18 protein-coding genes are annotated in these 16189 nt (G+C 56.3%); 14 read left to right on the forward strand and 4 right to left on the reverse strand.

What is annotated here, in order from left to right; genetic code table 11:
* Positions 1 to 309: 309 nt before the first annotated feature.
* Positions 310 to 1536, forward strand: a complete 1227-nt coding sequence (locus FH061_RS16750) for a patatin-like phospholipase family protein (RefSeq protein ID WP_151636982.1) — start codon at positions 310 to 312, stop codon at positions 1534 to 1536.
* A 77-nt stretch (positions 1537 to 1613) separates the two neighbouring features.
* Here the strand turns inward: FH061_RS16750 and FH061_RS16755 are convergent, their stop codons facing one another.
* Positions 1614 to 1934, reverse strand: coding sequence for a hypothetical protein (locus FH061_RS16755; protein ID WP_225984707.1), 321 nt, complete (start codon positions 1932 to 1934; stop codon positions 1614 to 1616).
* Between the two features lie 247 nt (positions 1935 to 2181).
* Here FH061_RS16755 and FH061_RS16760 point away from each other — a divergent pair, with 247 nt between their 5' ends.
* The 7 genes from FH061_RS16760 to FH061_RS16790 all read left to right on the forward strand — a co-directional run bounded on the left by FH061_RS16760 (position 2182) and on the right by FH061_RS16790 (position 8220).
* Positions 2182 to 2556 (forward strand): ribonuclease domain-containing protein, encoded by a 375-nt coding sequence (locus FH061_RS16760; RefSeq protein ID WP_151637078.1) that lies wholly within the window; start codon positions 2182 to 2184, stop codon positions 2554 to 2556.
* 4 nt (positions 2557 to 2560) lie between these two features.
* Positions 2561 to 3019, forward strand: coding sequence for a barstar family protein (locus FH061_RS16765; protein WP_225984710.1), 459 nt, complete (start codon positions 2561 to 2563; stop codon positions 3017 to 3019).
* Positions 3020 to 3114: 95 nt separating this feature from the next.
* On the forward strand, positions 3115 to 3735 hold the full coding sequence (purN, locus tag FH061_RS16770) for a phosphoribosylglycinamide formyltransferase (protein WP_151636984.1): 621 nt from the start codon (positions 3115 to 3117) through the stop codon (positions 3733 to 3735).
* Between the two features lie 14 nt (positions 3736 to 3749).
* Entirely contained in the window at positions 3750 to 5006 is a 1257-nt protein-coding gene (locus FH061_RS16775; protein WP_151636985.1) for an RsmB/NOP family class I SAM-dependent RNA methyltransferase, read from the forward strand.
* Positions 5003 to 5569: a phospholipase D family nuclease gene (locus FH061_RS16780; RefSeq protein ID WP_151636986.1), complete on the forward strand. Its 567-nt coding sequence runs from the start codon at positions 5003 to 5005 to the stop codon at positions 5567 to 5569. The genes FH061_RS16775 and FH061_RS16780 overlap by 4 nt, the downstream gene beginning before the upstream one ends.
* Positions 5570 to 5579: 10 nt before the next feature.
* Positions 5580 to 6917 (forward strand): mechanosensitive ion channel family protein, encoded by a 1338-nt coding sequence (locus tag FH061_RS16785; protein ID WP_151636987.1) that lies wholly within the window; start codon positions 5580 to 5582, stop codon positions 6915 to 6917.
* 109 nt (positions 6918 to 7026) lie between these two features.
* On the forward strand, positions 7027 to 8220 hold the full coding sequence (locus FH061_RS16790) for a DesA family fatty acid desaturase (RefSeq protein WP_151636988.1): 1194 nt from the start codon (positions 7027 to 7029) through the stop codon (positions 8218 to 8220).
* 463 nt (positions 8221 to 8683) lie between these two features.
* Here FH061_RS16790 and rpmG read toward each other — a convergent pair whose 3' ends face one another.
* From rpmG to radC, 3 genes are all read right to left on the reverse strand, one after another.
* Positions 8684 to 8851, reverse strand: coding sequence for a 50S ribosomal protein L33 (gene rpmG, locus FH061_RS16795; protein WP_088708878.1), 168 nt, complete (start codon positions 8849 to 8851; stop codon positions 8684 to 8686).
* A gap of 23 nt (positions 8852 to 8874) precedes the next feature.
* A complete protein-coding gene (rpmB, locus tag FH061_RS16800; RefSeq protein WP_151636989.1) occupies positions 8875 to 9111 on the reverse strand; it encodes a 50S ribosomal protein L28 in 237 nt (78 codons plus the stop codon).
* Positions 9112 to 9258: 147 nt separating this feature from the next.
* Positions 9259 to 9933 (reverse strand): RadC family protein, encoded by a 675-nt coding sequence (gene radC, locus FH061_RS16805; RefSeq protein ID WP_151636990.1) that lies wholly within the window; start codon positions 9931 to 9933, stop codon positions 9259 to 9261.
* A gap of 178 nt (positions 9934 to 10111) precedes the next feature.
* Here radC and FH061_RS16810 point away from each other — a divergent pair, with 178 nt between their 5' ends.
* The 6 genes from FH061_RS16810 to FH061_RS16835 all read left to right on the forward strand — a co-directional run bounded on the left by FH061_RS16810 (position 10112) and on the right by FH061_RS16835 (position 15939).
* Entirely contained in the window at positions 10112 to 10567 is a 456-nt protein-coding gene (locus FH061_RS16810; RefSeq protein WP_151636991.1) for an FKBP-type peptidyl-prolyl cis-trans isomerase, read from the forward strand.
* A 65-nt stretch (positions 10568 to 10632) separates the two neighbouring features.
* Positions 10633 to 11571, forward strand: a complete 939-nt coding sequence (gene ispH / locus FH061_RS16815; protein WP_151636992.1) for a 4-hydroxy-3-methylbut-2-enyl diphosphate reductase — start codon at positions 10633 to 10635, stop codon at positions 11569 to 11571.
* 695 nt (positions 11572 to 12266) lie between these two features.
* Entirely contained in the window at positions 12267 to 13196 is a 930-nt protein-coding gene (locus FH061_RS16820; protein WP_151636993.1) for a branched-chain amino acid ABC transporter permease, read from the forward strand.
* Between the two features lie 17 nt (positions 13197 to 13213).
* Positions 13214 to 14434 carry a branched-chain amino acid ABC transporter permease gene (locus FH061_RS16825; RefSeq protein ID WP_151636994.1) on the forward strand — a complete coding sequence of 407 codons (1221 nt, stop codon included), beginning with the start codon at positions 13214 to 13216 and terminating at the stop codon, positions 14432 to 14434.
* Positions 14435 to 14443: 9 nt separating this feature from the next.
* Positions 14444 to 15214 carry an ABC transporter ATP-binding protein gene (locus FH061_RS16830; RefSeq protein ID WP_151636995.1) on the forward strand — a complete coding sequence of 257 codons (771 nt, stop codon included), beginning with the start codon at positions 14444 to 14446 and terminating at the stop codon, positions 15212 to 15214.
* Complete coding sequence (locus tag FH061_RS16835) at positions 15214 to 15939, forward strand: ABC transporter ATP-binding protein (RefSeq protein ID WP_151636996.1); 726 nt, start codon at positions 15214 to 15216, stop codon at positions 15937 to 15939. The genes FH061_RS16830 and FH061_RS16835 overlap by 1 nt, the downstream gene beginning before the upstream one ends.
* The last annotated feature ends 250 nt before the right edge of the window (positions 15940 to 16189 follow it).

The raw sequence follows: 16189 nt of genomic DNA on the forward strand, positions 1-16189 counted from the left end.
GCACCGCAGGCGCCAATCCGGATCGCGCAGCAGCTTATCAAACACAGGCTGGAGCGTTTTCCCTCTGACTTGCCTGCCGATCCCGGACAGATTGCCGCCAGCACTGCGTTGTGACTCCTTGCCATGGCTTGGCCATGTCGCGTCGGCACGCCTTGTTCCAGCGGCAATCTGTCTCGGCTGGTCAGGGTGAAAACGCTCTCAGGTCAACCGGGGACAGGCAGGCATTCCGCAATGCCGTTGCGTTGTTTCCTTGCCAGCTGAACGCAGGCGGTATCCTCAAAGCTGCAATCGCCTGCTAATCTCTCAGTCATGAACGAGAGCAAGAAAACCGCACTGGTACTGACTGGCGGTGGCGCCCGCGCCGCCTACCAGGTCGGCGTGCTTGACGGTGTCGCTTCCATACTCAAGGATGAAGGCCGCCAGCCGGAACATAATCCCTACGACATCATTTGCGGCACCTCGGCAGGCGCCATCAATGCCACGGCCCTGGCATGTCATGCCGGTAATTTCGGTGAGGGGCTACGTCAGGTTCTCCGCGTCTGGGAGCAGTTCACCGCGGAGCAGGTCTACCGCACGGATTCTATTGGCGTGCTTCGTTCCGGGGCCAAGTGGCTGTCGCTGCTTTCATTCGGCTGGCTGCTGCGCCAATGGCGGGCGAATCCGCCCAACTCCCTGCTGGACAATACGCCGCTCGTGACATTGTTGCACCGGATGCTGGATTTCCCGCGACTCGATGCGGCACTCATGGAAGGCAAGCTGCATGCGCTGGCGGTCACAGCGTCTTCCTACACCGCAGGCAGGCACATCACCTTCTTTCAAAGCGACGCTGATATTGCGCCCTGGGTCCGCTCGCAGCGACTGGCGCTGCGCACCCAGATCGGCGTGGAACACTTGCTGGCCTCCGCCGCGATACCCCTGCTGTTTCCAGCCATGCCCTTGTATTGCGAAGGACGCAGGGAGTATTTCGGTGACGGTTCAATGCGCCAGCTGGCACCGATTTCTCCTGCCATTCATCTCGGCGCCGACAGGGTGCTGGTCGTGGGCGCGGGCCGCCTGAATGATCAATCCCATGGCAGTTCAACACAGGTTCAGTACCCCAGCCTGGCGCAAATCGCAGGCCATGCTTTGTCCAGCATCTTTCTTGACAGCCTGGCGGTCGACATCGAGCGCATGACCCGGATTAACCTGACCTTGTCCATGTTGAGCAAGGAGCAATTGGCGCACACTCCATTGCGCCCTATTAAAATGCTTGTCATCGCGCCGTCGGAACGACTGGACGATATCGCCAGCCGGCATGTGAAAAGCCTGCCTCGCCCGATCCGGATGCTATTGGGAGGAATCGGTGCCACCGAAGCCGGTGGGTCGGCGCTGGCGTCGTACCTGCTGTTCGAGGCAAGCTATACGAAGGAGTTGATTGCGCTTGGAAGGCGAGATGCGCTCGCCCGGAGGGAGGATATTCTTGCGTTTTTCGATGCCCGCGAAAGCATCGCGGCGCCTGGAGAAACTAATGCAGAAGTTGCACGGCAGCGAGCCTGACAAGAGGGACGCCTGACAAGAAGGGTGCGTCTCCTGCCGAGCCAGGATCGGTTGCGCCGCAGCCGGATCAGCGCCGGTTAATAACCGTAACCGCGATGATGATGATGCTTCCAGTGATGCTTGTGCATCTTTTTAGGGTGGCGTCTTTCCACATAATACGGTGCGCCATATGTGACGACCGTGGCCGGTTGAACGTAGACAGGTTGTGGGCGCACATAGACGGGCTGGGGCTGGTAGTAGACCGCTGGGGGCGGGGTGTAGACGCCAACTGCCGGATAACCCGAATTCACGGTGACCGACCAGTTCACATTGGGGTTGCCAGCTAGTGAAAGCGGAGCGGCGGTCATCAGCAGGATTCCGGCGATACTCTGCAATGCAGAAATGCGGTTTGTTTTCATGACTTTCTCCTTGAAATGCGTTGCTGATTATTTAACGATAAAACCTGTTGCCTAACCAGCACATATTGTCCAAGTGCAAGTAAGTCCTGCAACAAAATGTTAGCAGATCACTTCAGCCCACAGTTTCGCCGCGCAGGCATTTCGACATACCATATTTTTTGAAACAGGGTTGATTCGCATTTCGCAAGCAGTTACCCTACGGTATTCGCGTATTTGTCGATTTTTTAACGATATGGGCAACCAAGCAATGAGATTGAACTTTATTGGCAAGTGGTTATTCTTTCTCGCCACGCTGCTACTCTCGTTCAATCTGTTCGCGAAGGGACCGGCACCACTGGGGGAGGTAAGACTCACCGAGCTTCCCAAGGAGGCGCAGCATACCCTGGCGCTCATCAAGCAGGGCGGCCCGTTTCCGTATCCTAAGGATGGACGGGTGTTTGGCAACTATGAGAAGATTTTGCCCAAGCAAAAGCGCGGCTATTATCAGGAATTCACGGTAAAAACCCCGGGAGTCCGCAATCGCGGGGCGCGCCGCATCGTTTCAGGCGGAGATCCGACATCTTCTGGCGAATACTATTACACAGATGATCATTATGCGACTTTCCGACGCATCAGAGAGTAATCATATGCGAATCGATTCTCCGCACAGCGAATCCCTCGATCTCATTGCGCCGGTTGAGGATGACATGGACCTGTTCAGAAGCGTCCCGCCGAATGTGGTGCAGTCCATTCGTGCTTTCAGGGTGACCGAGTTGCAGGAGGAAGCGGCCCGCCTCGGGCAGCACTTTCTCTATGCGTATTGTGCGGATGCGTCGACCAAGCAGCAGGTGCTGTCGTGCATTGCCACCGCCTTCCATTTCCCGCGACATTTTGGCAAGAACTTCGATGCCCTCAGTGATTGCCTGACCGATCTCGCCTTCAAGGCCGGCCCGCAGCCCGGTTTTCTGGTCGTGATCGAGCAATTGCCGAATACGCCCAAATTCGACAGGGAAGCAAGGGAAACGTTGCTTGATGTATTTCGTGATGCCGCAGATTTCTGGGCAGATAAGAAAGTCGCCTTTCGGGTCTTTTACTCGTTCCAGTGATTGGATGTTGATTTGCAAACAAGGCCGGCTGCGATGCCGGCTTTTTTATTTCCAGTATTTCGGTAGGCCAAAGCGGGTACGGTAAAATGCGCGCCATGAAAAATATCGTCATCCTGATATCCGGACGCGGCAGCAATATGCAGGCTATCATCCGTGCCGCCCGGAACGAACAATGGCCCTGCCGGGTCGCGGCCGTCATCAGCAATCGCGCTGATGCAGAGGGGCTGCAGTTCGCCGCCGAGCAGGGCATTCCTGCAGAAGCGGTAATAAGCAAGGACTTTCCGACACGCGAAGCATTCGACGCTGCGCTGCAGACGGCCATCGACCGCTTCGCGCCGGACCTGGTTGTGCTTGCGGGCTTCATGCGCATCCTGACGCCGAAGTTCGTGGAACATTACGCCGGGCGCATGCTCAATATTCATCCGTCGCTGCTGCCGAGCTTTCCCGGCCTGGCGACACACCGCCAGGCGCTGGCGGCGGGCGTGAAAGTGCATGGAGCGACGGTGCACTTTGTGACTGCGGAACTGGACCATGGTCCGATTGTGGCGCAGGCGGTTGTGCCGGTCCTTGCGACCGATAACGAACACACGCTCGCTGAACGTATCCTCGTCGAAGAACACAAAATTTATCCTCAAGCCGTACGCTGGTTTGTTGAAGGCCGGCTGTCAATCGATAACGGTATCGTACGTATTGCCGACGAGCCCCAACTCGTCTGAACTGAAAGAATTCCATGAGATTGCATCCTGCAGTCATCGGTGCTGCTGAAGAAGTCCTGCGCGAAGTCCTGCGCTTTACAGGACCTGCCGATGTCACTTTATCCCGTTACTTCCGCGAGCATCCCAAATTGGGATCGCGCGAGCGCAATGCCGTGGCGGAAGGCGTTTACGCGGTTCTGCGCAACAAGCTGGCCTATGCCAGCTTTTCCGAATCCGGCCAGGGATCTGCGATGCGTCGCCTTGCCCTGCTGGGGTTGGGCGAGACCGTCGGAGTGGATGCGCTTGCCGGCTTGTCTGAGGACGAAGCGGCATGGCTGCACCGGATTTCCCAGATTGACCGCAATAGCCTGCCAATCAACCTGCGCGCCAATCTGCCGCAATGGCTGCTCGACAAGCTGATAGCCCGCGATGGCGAAGCCGCGGCGCTGGAACTGGTCGATGCGCTCAATCGGCCGGCACCGCTGGATCTGCGCGTCAATTCCCTGAACTGGAAGCGCGAAGATGTGATCGCCGAGCTGGCCAAGGCCCCCATCGTGTGCGAGCCGACGCCGTTTTCTCCGCTCGGCATTCGCGTGCCGAAAAAGCCGGCGCTGCAGAATCTTCCCCTGTTCAAGGAGGGAGCGATTGAAGTGCAGGATGAGGGAAGCCAGTTGCTGGCGCTGATCCTGGGCGCCAAGCGCGGCGAAATGGTTGCCGATTTCTGCGCCGGCGCGGGCGGCAAGACGCTCGCCTTGGGCGCGGCAATGCGCAATACCGGGCGCCTGTACGCATTCGACGTATCCGAGAAAAGGCTGGCGAAGCTCAAGCCGCGTCTGGCACGCAGCGGTTTGTCCAACGTACATCCGGTTGTCATCGCCCATGAAAACGATGCCAAGGTGAAGCGCCTGGTGGCAAAGATCGACCGCGTGCTGGTTGACGCGCCATGCAGCGGTCTTGGTACCTTGCGCCGCAATCCCGACATGAAATGGCGGCAGACCCCGGAAACTGTCGCCGAACTCACGGTCAAGCAGGCAGCCATTCTGGCCAGCGCGGCACGCCTTGTGAAACCCGGCGGCAGGCTGGTCTACGCAACCTGCAGCCTCCTGGACGAGGAAAACGAGGCGATTGCGCAGCAGTTCCTGGCCGCTAATGCAGGCTTTTCGCTGTTGCCAATGCGTGATGTCCTCGCGGAACAGAAAATTCCGCTGGATATGCAGGACTATCTAAAGCTCGCGCCTCAGATTCATCGGACGGACGGTTTCTTCGCCGCGGTATTCGTCAGGAACAAATGAGCGTCAGGGCTTTTGCCGTCTTGCTGCTGACGCTGGCCGCGGCGCCGGTCGTCACGGGAGCAAAGGGCGTCGACGCAGATGCGCCGATGGTCGCGGAAGGTACGCTGCAGCCCTTGTTTGCGCCCTGGGACGATATCGAGAAATCCATCATCGGAATGCTTGACGGAGCGCGGCGGCAGATACTGGTACAGGCTTATCTGCTAACCAATAAGAAAATATCGGCGGCGCTGATTGCGGCTCACCGCCGCGGTGTCGATGTGAAGGTCCTGGTCGATGGCGATCAGCTCGAACGAGTCGATTCATCGACGGCGCCGCGCCTTGCGTCGGCCGGGATACCGGTATGGATCGAGACAAAATACCAGAATGCGCATAACAAGGTAATCGTGGTTGATGCCGAAACCTCACATGCGACCGTGATGACCGGCAGCTTCAATTTCACCTGGACCGCACAGCACAAGAATGCTGAAAATCTGCTGGTGGCGAGAAACAATCCAAAGCTGGCTGCACGCTATGCGCGAAATTGGGAGCGGCACCGCAACGAGGCAAGCCGCTACAAGAAATAAGAAATAAGCAATGAGACAAAACCTGCTTTCTAGCCTGCTGTCCGATCTATGGACAGACCTTCATGATCCAAACCTGCTCTGGCAAATCCTTGCCTTGACCGGCAGCCTGGGCATAGGCTGGCTGCTCGCTAAAACATTCCGGCAGCGTCTGACCGCACATGACGGGCAGCTTCGGGTCATGCGCTTGGGCGTTGAGAGTTTCGCCCCGGTTCTCTGGCCATTGCTGGCACTGGGATTGATCGCCCTCTCCAAATTTGTGCTGCAGCAATGGATGCATGTAAACCTGCTGCGCCTGGCGATCCCGCTGATAGGTTCGTTTGCATTGATCCGCCTGGCTTTTTACATGTTGCGCCGCGTCTTTGCGCGTGGTGGCGAGCCAGGAGCAGTCGTACTGCTTGCGGAAAAAATCTTTGCATCCGTGGTCTGGCTGGGCGTTGCCTTGTATATCACGGGGCTATGGCCGGAACTGGTTGCCTATCTCGAAAACACCACCATACCGGTCGGACGGCACAAGGCTTCGCTCCTGGTGGTTTTCCAGGCGGCTGCGTCGGTGGTCATTACCCTGATGTTTGCCCTGTGGGCCGGAGCCGCACTGGAAGAGCGCCTGATGCGGATGGATAGCGTCCATTCTTCCCTGCGCGCCGTCGCGGCCCGCATGGGGAAGGCGGTTCTTATCCTGCTCGCCGTCTTGATCAGTCTTTCCCTGGTGGGCATCGACCTGACGGTGCTTTCCGTATTTGGTGGTGCGCTTGGTGTCGGTCTGGGTCTTGGCTTGCAGAAGATTGTCAGCAGCTATGTGTCTGGCTTCGTCATTCTCATCGAGCGCAGCCTTGCCATTGGTGACGTAGTGAATGTCGACAAATATTTCGGTCAGGTAACTCGAATCAATACCCGTTATACAATTGTGCGCGGCTTTGACGGGGTGGAAACCGTGGTGCCGAACGACATGCTGTTGTCGACGCCGGTCCAGAACTATTCGCTGACGGATCGTTCCCTGCGGTTGGCGACACGCGTCGGCGTAAGTTACCGGACCGATGTGGAGCAGGTGCTAGGACTCTTGGAAGAAGTGGCAACGGACATCCCCCGCATTTTGAAAAATCCTGCCCCTCAAGCCTTGCTTGTCCGCTTCGATCCGGACGGCTTTGAACTGGAGGTTGGGTTCTGGATCGCAGATCCGGAGAACGGGCGGGGCAATGTACTGTCTCAATTGAACCGGGCCATCTGGAAGATGTTGCAAAAACATCAAATTGAAATTCCCTATCCGCAACGTGAAATCCGAATCCTTGATGTAGTACCTGGAAATGAAAGCAGGATTTCAATGAAAATGCCGGTTACCGAAACGCCATAAACGCGTACAATCTGCCCCAGATTGCAGATAGGCTCTTGTTTTTGCAAGGAAAACAAAGCGGCGTACCGGCATCCGTCTTCAACCAGGAGTATTTATCATCGAAACCACCATGCTTGACGCAGTTCTTCATTTCTTGTCAAACGGTCTCGCTTCTGCGAGCGGCTGGGAGATCGTGGGAATCACGCTGATCCTGACGCATATCACGATTGCGGCTGTCACTATCTATCTTCATCGTTGCCAGGCACATCGCGCGCTGGAGCTGCATGCGATTCCGAGCCACTTTTTCCGCTTCTGGCTATGGTTGACCACAGGTATGGTGACCAAGGAATGGGCAGCTATTCATCGCAAGCATCATGCAAAATGCGAAACCGAGGAAGATCCGCACAGCCCGGTCACACGCGGTATCAAGAAAGTACTGCTGGAAGGCGCCGAGCTTTACCGCGCCGAGTCCAAGAACCGCGAGACCATGGACAAGTATGGTCATGGCACCCCGGATGACTGGATCGAACGCAATCTTTACAGCAAATACTCCTGGCAGGGTGTAGGCCTGATGCTCGTCATTGACGTTGTTCTGTTCGGTGTCGTCGGCCTGAGTGTCTGGGCGGTACAGATGCTGTGGATCCCCATTACAGCGGCCGGCATCATCAATGGCATTGGTCACTACTGGGGCTACCGCAATTATGAATGTTCGGACGCGGCTACCAACATCTTCCCGCTTGGCATTCTGATTGGCGGCGAAGAGCTGCACAACAACCACCATACGTTTGGCACGTCCGCCAAGCTGTCGTCCAAATGGTACGAGTTCGATATCGGCTGGATGTACATTCGCATACTGGAAACTCTCGGCCTGGCAAAGGTGAAGAAGGTTGCTCCCGCACCCAAGTTCAATCCCGAGAAGAGAGTGGCCGACTTTGACACGCTGCAATCCGTGATCTCCAACCGCTACGACGTGATGGCCAAGTACGCAAAATCGGTCAAGCGCGCATGGCGTGATGAAATGGAGCATCTGGCAGGCAAGGCAAAGCTTGAGTCCAAGTTTCTGAAGTCATCCAAGAAACTGCTCCAGCGCGAGCCGGCGAAGCTGGAAGCGCCTCAGCAGCAGCAGTTGAGTGAGCTATTTGCGCATAGCAAGGCGTTGCAAACGATGCATGAAATGCGCGTAGAGCTTGCTGCCATCTGGGAGCGTTCCAATTCAAGCCGCGAACAGTTGCTCCATCAACTGCAGGATTGGTGTGCCAGGGCGGAAGCGTCCGGCATTCGGGCGCTGCAGGATTTCTCGATGCGTCTTCGCAGCTATGTATAAGGTGAATACCGGCTGCTCAGGCATCGGCATGTTACGAGCCTGAGAGTTGGGACAATAAAAAACGCGGCCACAATGGCCGCGTTTTTTTGCCCCTGCATCGTTGATGCGCAGATGTTTATAGACGTTTGCGTGAGCGGGAAGGCTGGGAAATGGTGTATTAAACGGCATTGCGAACGGGATGGGCGGTCCTTCACTGCAGTGTTGTTTGTCGCCTGCGTGGCCGGTAAACACCAGTCGCCTATTGTCTCGCGCAGAGTCCCGGCGCAATCTAATCTCCCCATGCATCCTTGCAAGCCGCCCCAAGCGTCCGCACCTGCCCGCGCAAGCATGGTGGAAATAACAATAGTCGAAGGACAGTGGTGCAGTAGGGCGGAAGTAACAGGAGAGGCAGGAGCAGGAGCAGATCAGAAATGAAAAAAGCCGTTCGATGAACGGCTTTTTGATTCATACGCTGAAAACCAGATTACTTGATCTTGGTTTCTTTGTATTCCACATGCTTGCGTGCCTTGGGGTCGAATTTCATGATCGACATTTTTTCCGGCATGGTGCGCTTGTTTTTTGTGGTGGTGTAGAAGTGGCCGGTTCCAGCAGTGGATTCCAGCTTGATTTTGTCACGGTTAGATTTTGCCATGATAGTTTCCTAGTAATGTCCGCTTAGACTTTTTCGCCGCGTGCGCGCAGATCGGTCAGCACGGCATCGATGCCGATCTTGTCGATGATGCGCAGACCTGCATTGGAGAGGCGAAGCGAAACCCAGCGGTTTTCGGATTCAACAAAGAAGCGGCGGCGCTGCAGGTTCGGCAGGAAGCGACGCTTGGTTTTGTTGTTAGCATGGGAAACGTTGTTGCCGACCATCGGCCCTTTCCCGGTGACTTGGCAAACACGTGCCATGGCTTACTCCTTAAAAGATCCAAATTTGGAAAAACGAGAGTATATCCAAAAATATCTTCTTTTTCAATGACTTGCGAAAATTAACTGTGTCTTCGTATTTTAAGTTTATTTAACATTTTCCGTGTTTCAATCTTGTTATTTCACTTGTCAGATTTCCCCATGCTCCGCAAAGGAGTACACCTGGCTCCCCGCGACAACGAAATGGTCAAGCAGACGGACATCCACCAGTCCCAGTGCCTGCTTCAGGGTTTGCGTCAGCGCGCGGTCCGCATGGCTTGGTTCCGGTGTGCCGGATGGGTGGTTGTGCGAAACGATGATCGCAGCGGCGTTATGGGCAAGGGCAGCCTTGACGACCTCACGCGGATAGACACTGGCTTGCGTCAAGCTGCCTCTGAACAGTTCCTCGGCGTGGATCAGGCGATTCTTCACATCGAGGTATAAAACAGCAAAGGATTCATAAGGCTTCTTTGACAGCGTCAACTGCAAGTACTGCTTTACGGCCTGCGGTGATGCGAAAGCTTCTCCCTCCTTCAATTGTTCGCCAATGGCTCGGCGTGCCAGTTCCATGACAGCCTGCAATTGCGCATATTTGGCAGGGCCAAGTCCATTGACAATCGAGAATTCATTCAACGAAGCAGTAAACATCGCATGCAGGGAGCCAAAATGGGTGAGCATTTCGCGCCCCAGGTCGACCGCGCTTTTGCCGCTGACGCCTACACGCAGAAAGACCGCAAGCAATTCTGCATCCGATAACTGCTGCGGCCCATGCCGAATCAGCCGTTCACGCGGACGCTGTTCTTCGGGCCAGTGATTGATTGCCATGGTTTCGTATTCGATGCTCTTGTTATCGCGAAGCGGCAATTATAGGGATTAAGGTTTATTAAATTGCAACTATTTTCAAGGCTGTTGCGTGACTAGAACCGTTTAGGCCGCAGGAGTCTACGGAGTTAAAGAGCATCGTCGCTTACAATAATGTCTTGTCACCTGATTCCGAGTTCACATGCAAAGCCCTGTCACGCCAGTCGTTACCGAATCTGCCTATCTGACCCTGCACTACCGTCTGGCAGCAATGGATGGTACTAACATCGTTAGTACTTTCGAAGAGAAGCCAGCAACCCTGCAACTTGGTACTGGTCAGCTCGCGCCATTTCTTGAAGCCTGCCTGATCGGCCTTCCCGAAGGCACGCATCATACGTTCGAACTGACGCCGGAAAAGGCTTTTGGTCCACGCAATCCCGACCTGGTCCAGCACGTGTCTCGAGCCACGCTGACCGAGAATTCCAACTTCGGTGAAGAGTATGCCGTTGGAGACCTGGTGGAATTTTCCGCTCCCAGCGGAGGACGCTTCGCGGGTGTCTTGCGATCAATCGATGATGAAAGCGCCTTGTTCGATTTCAACCATCCGCTCGCCGGTCAGTCGGTAAAATTCGAAGTCAAGATCATTGGCATTCTTTAAGCCTCAAACCGCCCCGGATACAGATAACTCGGACCTTTGGTCCTGGAGCATGCAAAGTTAGGAAAATGGATAAGGAAATCTTGCTTGCACAGCCGCGCGGATTCTGCGCAGGCGTCGATCGTGCGATCGACATCGTTGAACGCGCGCTGGAGGAGTTCGGAGCGCCAATTTATGTTCGGCATGAGATCGTGCACAACGCGTATGTGGTGGATGATCTGCGCCGCAAGGGTGCGATTTTCATTGAGGAGCTTGCCTCAGTCCCCGCAGGCAATACCGTCATCTTTTCCGCGCACGGCGTATCCAAGGCCGTGCAGGCCGAGGCAGCGGAGCGCGGACTGCGCATATTTGACGCCACCTGTCCGCTCGTTACCAAAGTCCATGTCGAAGTCGCCAAAATGCGCAGGGAAGGGCGGGAAATCATCATGATCGGTCATGACGGCCACCCCGAAGTCGAAGGCACGATGGGACAGGCGGACGAAGGCATGCATCTGGTGGAAACCGTTGCCGATGTCGAGGCGCTGCAGGTGCGCAATCCCGACATGCTGGCTTATGTCTCGCAGACGACGCTGTCGGTCGATGATACGGCGGATATCATTGCAGCCATAAAACGCAAGTTCCCCCTGATTGCGGAGCCCAAGAAAGGCGACATCTGCTATGCGACGACCAATCGCCAGGAAGCGGTCAAGTTCATGGCTCCCCAGGTCGATGTCGTTATCGTGGTAGGCAGTCCAAACAGTTCGAACTCAAACCGCCTGCGCGAAGTGGCGCAGAAAAAGGGCGCAGTTGCCTACATGGTGGACAATGCCGGGCAGATCGATCCCGCATGGCTCGAGGGCGCAAGCCGTATCGGTGTCACCGCTGGCGCTTCCGCCCCGGAGGTGCTCGTAGACGCCGTCATCGATCGTCTCAAGGCGCTTGGTGCCCGGAGCGTGAGGGCGCTGCCGGGAGTAGAGGAAAACGTTACTTTCCCATTGCCCAAAGGCTTGGCGGCGGTACGGCCGTAAGATACAAAAAGAAAAGCCATGCCAGTGGCTTTTCTCCAAAAGCGTCCGGAATTTAATTCAGACGACCCACTTTTTTTCCATCGATTGTTTTCTACTTTCCTCGTTATTATTGCAGCCTGCGAGGATAGCAAGATGCAACTTGCCAAAAGCGACACGCCTGCCGTTTTTCCGGCACTCTTCTAGCCTTCGTGTTCTTGAAAATATCCAAAAACTCTCCGTGTTTTTGGATATAACGTAAACATTCTTGTACGTTCCAAGCGGTACTCTGGCATTGAGGCAGTGCCGTGTTACCGATGACGGCGGCAAGGCTTTGGAAGTTAGTAGAAGAAAGAGTCTATTTCTCGACCTGATGTCGCTAAATATAAACATTCAGGCATGATGAGAACATTTCTTTCTGGAACATGTTGGGTATAATGCCGCCCGATTCGGGTGGACTCACTAAGCTGCATACAACTAAAAAAGTTATTACCAGAGACAGGAACAGGAGACGCGACCATGCAAAAGACTTACGCCCCGGCCACTCGCAAGAACGCGGCATGCCTTATTCGATAAGCATCGAGGATATCGAGCGGCACCCTAGAGGATCTCATCCGGGTGCCGTTTTTGTTATCTGCAAGGCTATGCCGTATCGCACAGAAATATGGCAGTGATGTTGTAAAACGATTTGAACGTTCCTTATAGAGAGTAGGCAAACTATGGATACCTTTATCCAACAAATCATCAATGGACTGGTGCTGGGCAGTATGTATGCGCTGGTCGCGCTTGGATACACGATGGTGTACGGCGTTCTCAACCTGATCAACTTCGCCCATGGCGACGTGCTGATGATCGGGGCGATGGTCGGCATAACGATTCTCAAAATCGTGCAGTCGGTCGCACCCGATCTGCCGGGCATCGTCAAACTGGGCATTGCGATCATCGGCGCGATTCCCGTTTGCATACTCGTAAACGTGATCATTGAGCGGGTAGCTTACCGGCGCCTGCGTAATGCTCCGCGCCTGGCTCCGCTGATCACCGCCATCGGGGTGTCCATCCTGCTGCAAACCTTTGCAATGATGATCTGGGGCCGCAATCCGATCCCGTTCCCGCAGGTCATGCCGGCTGATCCGTTCAATCTCGGCGGCGCACTGATTTCTCCGACGCAGGTCATGCTGCTGGTGCTGGCAACAGTCGCCATGCTTGCCCTGGTGCTTCTGGTCGAACGTACCCGGATGGGCCGCGCGATGCGGGCTACCGCGGAAAATCCGCGTGTCGCCGGCCTGATGGGAGTGGACTCCAACAAGGTCATCGTCATGACGTTTGCCATCGGTGCTGCGCTGGCCGCAGTGGCTGGCGTGATGTGGGGTGCCAATTACGCCTCGGCGCAGTTCGCGATGGGTTTCGTTCCCGGTTTGAAGGCATTCTCGGCTGCGGTTCTGGGCGGTATCGGCAATATCTATGGCGCGATGGTGGGCGGCATCCTGCTTGGCATCATCGAAAGTCTCGGCGCCGGTTATATCGGTGACCTGACCGGCGGTTTCCTCGGCAGCCACTACCAGGACATCTTTGCATTCGTCGTGCTTATCATCGTACTTACACTGCGTCCGTCCGGCATCATGGGTGAACGCGTTGCGGATCGTGCCTAAGCGTAAAGGAGAGATTCATGTCGACACTATTTGACGTTAAACACAATCCCCGCAAGGCGTACACCAGCTTTGCCATCCTCGGCATCGTACTGCTCGCCTTCCCGTTCATTGCATCGAACTTCGGCAACTCCTGGGTCCGCATCATGGACCTGGCGCTGCTCTATATCATGCTGGCGCTCGGCCTGAATATCGTGGTCGGCATGGCCGGCCTGCTCGATCTCGGCTATATCGCGTTCTACGCGCTGGGCGCCTACATGACAGGTCTGCTGGCATCGCCCCAGTTTGCAAGCGTGCTGGAGTCCTTCGTCAACAACTATCCGGCGGTTGGGGAGGCGCTTCGATGGATAGTCGGCGAGGAAGCGGCGCAAAACGGCATTCACCTGTCGGTATGGCTGATCGTGCCAATGGGTGCGGCACTGGCGGCCGTGTTCGGTGCATTGCTGGGCGCGCCGACGCTGAAGCTGCGCGGCGATTACCTGGCCATCGTGACACTGGGCTTCGGCGAGATCATCCGCATTTTCATGAACAACCTGAATGCCCCGGTGAACATCACCAATGGTCCGCAAGGCATCAACATGATCGATCCGATCCGCATCTTCGGCGTGTCGCTGGCGGGCGAACCGGGTTCACGCGCTACCGTGTATTTCGGCGAATGGGGCATGCCGTCGGTCAATGCCTACTATTTCCTGTTCCTGTTCCTTTGCGCGGTCATCATCTTCATTTCGATACGCCTGCAGCATTCGCGCCTCGGCCGTGCCTTCGTGGCCATCCGCGAAGACGAGATCGCCGCCAAGGCGATGGGCATCAATACTCGCAACGTCAAACTCCTGGCATTCGGCATGGGCGCCTCTTTCGGCGGCGTTGCCGGGGCCATGTTTGCATCCTTCCAAGGCTTCGTCTCGCCCGAGTCGTTCTCGCTGACCGAATCGATTGCCGTACTGGCGATGGTGGTGCTTGGCGGTATCGGCCATATTCCCGGCGTCGTGCTGGGAGGCGTCATCCTGGCGGCCTTGCCGGAAGTGCTGCGCCACGTGGTGGAGCCGGTACAGCGCCAGTTGTTCGGCGCCGTGCTGATCGACGCTGAAGTGCTGCGCCAGCTGCTCTACGGCCTGGCCATGGTCGTCATCATGCTCTACCGTCCGGAAGGCCTGTGGCCGTCGCCGAAGCATGAGGACCGAATGGATGCCAATGCGAAAAAACGTCTGGATGAAAAAGAACCTACTGCGCTGGCTGCATAAGGAAAAATAATGAGCGAACAAGTCATTCTGAAGATTGCGGGCGTCAACAAGCGCTTTGGCGGCCTACAGGCACTGTCGGACGTCAGCATCAAGATTCTGAAGGGCCAGATCTATGGCCTGATCGGTCCCAACGGCGCCGGCAAGACCACGTTCTTCAACGTGATCACAGGTCTGTACCAGGCCGATACCGGCACATTCGAGCTGGACGGCAAGCCTTATTCGCCGTCCGCACCGCACGAAGTGGCGAAGGCCGGCATTGCGCGGACTTTCCAGAACATCCGTCTGTTCGGCGAGATGTCGGCAGTCGAGAACGTGATGGTGGGGCGCCATGTCCGGACCAAGCAGGGCGTGTTCGGCGCCGTCTTCCATCATAAGGCCGCACGCGAAGAGGAAGCGGCGATTCGCCAGCGCGCCATGGAGTTGCTGGACTTTGTCGGTATTGCCAAGTTTGCCCACCGCACTGCGCGGCATCTGTCCTACGGCGATCAGCGCCGTCTCGAGATTGCCCGTGCGCTGGCAACCGATCCGCAATTGCTGGCGCTCGACGAGCCGGCAGCCGGCATGAATGCCACTGAAAAGCTCGCCCTGCGTGAACTCCTGGTGAAGATCAAGGCGGAAGGCAGGACCATTCTGCTCATCGAGCATGATGTAAAACTGATGATGGGTCTCTGCGACCGCCTGACGGTGCTCGATTACGGCAAGCCGATTGCGGAAGGCGTGCCGGCCGAGGTGCAAAGCAACCCGGCTGTTATCGAGGCGTATTTGGGAGGGGGGCACTAATGAACGAAAACATTCTGAAGGTCAGCGGCCTGAAGATCGCTTATGGCGGTATCCAGGCAGTCAAGGGGATTGACCTCGAGGTCAACAAGGGTGAACTGGTCACGCTGATCGGCGCCAATGGTGCAGGCAAGACCACCACGCTCAAGGCCATCACCAACACGCTCCCGGGCTGCAAGGTTGAAGGCCAGATCCACTATACCGGCCAGCCGATCCAGGGCACGACATCGTTCTCGCTGGTGAAGAAAAATCTGGCGATGGTGCCCGAGGGGCGCGGCGTGTTCACACGCATGACCATCCTCGAAAACCTTCTCATGGGCGCCTATATCCGCAACGACAAGGCCGCTATCCAGGCTGACATCGACAAGTGGTTCGGGGTGTTCCCGCGCTTGAAAGAACGTGCCAATCAGCTGGCGGGTACACTGTCCGGCGGCGAGCAGCAGATGCTGGCGATGGCCCGCGCGTTGATGAGTCATCCCAAGCTGCTGCTGCTGGACGAACCGTCGATGGGTCTGTCCCCGATCATGGTCGAAAAGATTTTCGAAGTCGTGCGCAATGTGTCTGCGCAGGGTGTGACCATTCTGCTCGTCGAACAGAATGCCAAACTCGCGTTGCAGGCTGCGCATCGCGGTTATGTGATGGAATCGGGCCTGATCACCATGAGCGGCAAGGCCAATGACATGCTGGATGACCCGAAGGTCAAGGCTGCTTATCTCGGCGAAGGCTGATCGCATCCAAACCCTGCAGAAGCTTTCCAACACCGCCTTGCCGGCACCGACGGCAAGGCGGTTTTCATTTGTGACTGTGCTTTCGGGCGGCCTGAAACACGGGGCCGCTCGAGCAATGGCATAATTTGCACCAATCGTGATTCAAATTGGTCCGGCGCAGCGATGTTTTGCAGAAGCAGGAACGCTTGCAAGTATCGTGCAATCTCCCGTGTCCGATGAAGACCGAATGCAGGATGCAAATACTGTACAC

The organism is Noviherbaspirillum aerium (assembly GCF_008929045.1).
GTDB lineage: Bacteria > Pseudomonadota > Gammaproteobacteria > Burkholderiales > Burkholderiaceae_D > Noviherbaspirillum > Noviherbaspirillum aerium.

What these genes read in the sequence shown, in the direction of transcription:
- purN (WP_151636984.1), top strand. Translation starts at nt 3,115, where the DNA reads ATGAAAAATATCGTCATCCTGATATCCGGACGCGGCAGCAATATGCAG.
- FH061_RS16810 (WP_151636991.1), top strand. Translation starts at nt 10,112, where the DNA reads ATGCAAAGCCCTGTCACGCCAGTCGTTACCGAATCTGCCTATCTGACC.
- FH061_RS16785 (WP_151636987.1), top strand. Translation starts at nt 5,580, where the DNA reads ATGAGACAAAACCTGCTTTCTAGCCTGCTGTCCGATCTATGGACAGAC.
- FH061_RS16820 (WP_151636993.1), top strand. Translation starts at nt 12,267, where the DNA reads ATGGATACCTTTATCCAACAAATCATCAATGGACTGGTGCTGGGCAGT.
- FH061_RS16780 (WP_151636986.1), top strand. Translation starts at nt 5,003, where the DNA reads ATGAGCGTCAGGGCTTTTGCCGTCTTGCTGCTGACGCTGGCCGCGGCG.
- rpmG (WP_088708878.1), bottom strand. Translation starts at nt 8,851, where the DNA reads ATGGCAAAATCTAACCGTGACAAAATCAAGCTGGAATCCACTGCTGGA.
- FH061_RS16765 (WP_225984710.1), top strand. Translation starts at nt 2,561, where the DNA reads ATGCGAATCGATTCTCCGCACAGCGAATCCCTCGATCTCATTGCGCCG.
- FH061_RS16790 (WP_151636988.1), top strand. Translation starts at nt 7,027, where the DNA reads ATGCTTGACGCAGTTCTTCATTTCTTGTCAAACGGTCTCGCTTCTGCG.
- FH061_RS16750 (WP_151636982.1), top strand. Translation starts at nt 310, where the DNA reads ATGAACGAGAGCAAGAAAACCGCACTGGTACTGACTGGCGGTGGCGCC.
- radC (WP_151636990.1), bottom strand. Translation starts at nt 9,933, where the DNA reads ATGGCAATCAATCACTGGCCCGAAGAACAGCGTCCGCGTGAACGGCTG.
- FH061_RS16760 (WP_151637078.1), top strand. Translation starts at nt 2,182, where the DNA reads ATGAGATTGAACTTTATTGGCAAGTGGTTATTCTTTCTCGCCACGCTG.
- ispH (WP_151636992.1), top strand. Translation starts at nt 10,633, where the DNA reads ATGGATAAGGAAATCTTGCTTGCACAGCCGCGCGGATTCTGCGCAGGC.
- rpmB (WP_151636989.1), bottom strand. Translation starts at nt 9,111, where the DNA reads ATGGCACGTGTTTGCCAAGTCACCGGGAAAGGGCCGATGGTCGGCAAC.
- FH061_RS16825 (WP_151636994.1), top strand. Translation starts at nt 13,214, where the DNA reads ATGTCGACACTATTTGACGTTAAACACAATCCCCGCAAGGCGTACACC.
- FH061_RS16835 (WP_151636996.1), top strand. Translation starts at nt 15,214, where the DNA reads ATGAACGAAAACATTCTGAAGGTCAGCGGCCTGAAGATCGCTTATGGC.
- FH061_RS16775 (WP_151636985.1), top strand. Translation starts at nt 3,750, where the DNA reads ATGAGATTGCATCCTGCAGTCATCGGTGCTGCTGAAGAAGTCCTGCGC.
- FH061_RS16755 (WP_225984707.1), bottom strand. Translation starts at nt 1,934, where the DNA reads ATGAAAACAAACCGCATTTCTGCATTGCAGAGTATCGCCGGAATCCTG.
- FH061_RS16830 (WP_151636995.1), top strand. Translation starts at nt 14,444, where the DNA reads ATGAGCGAACAAGTCATTCTGAAGATTGCGGGCGTCAACAAGCGCTTT.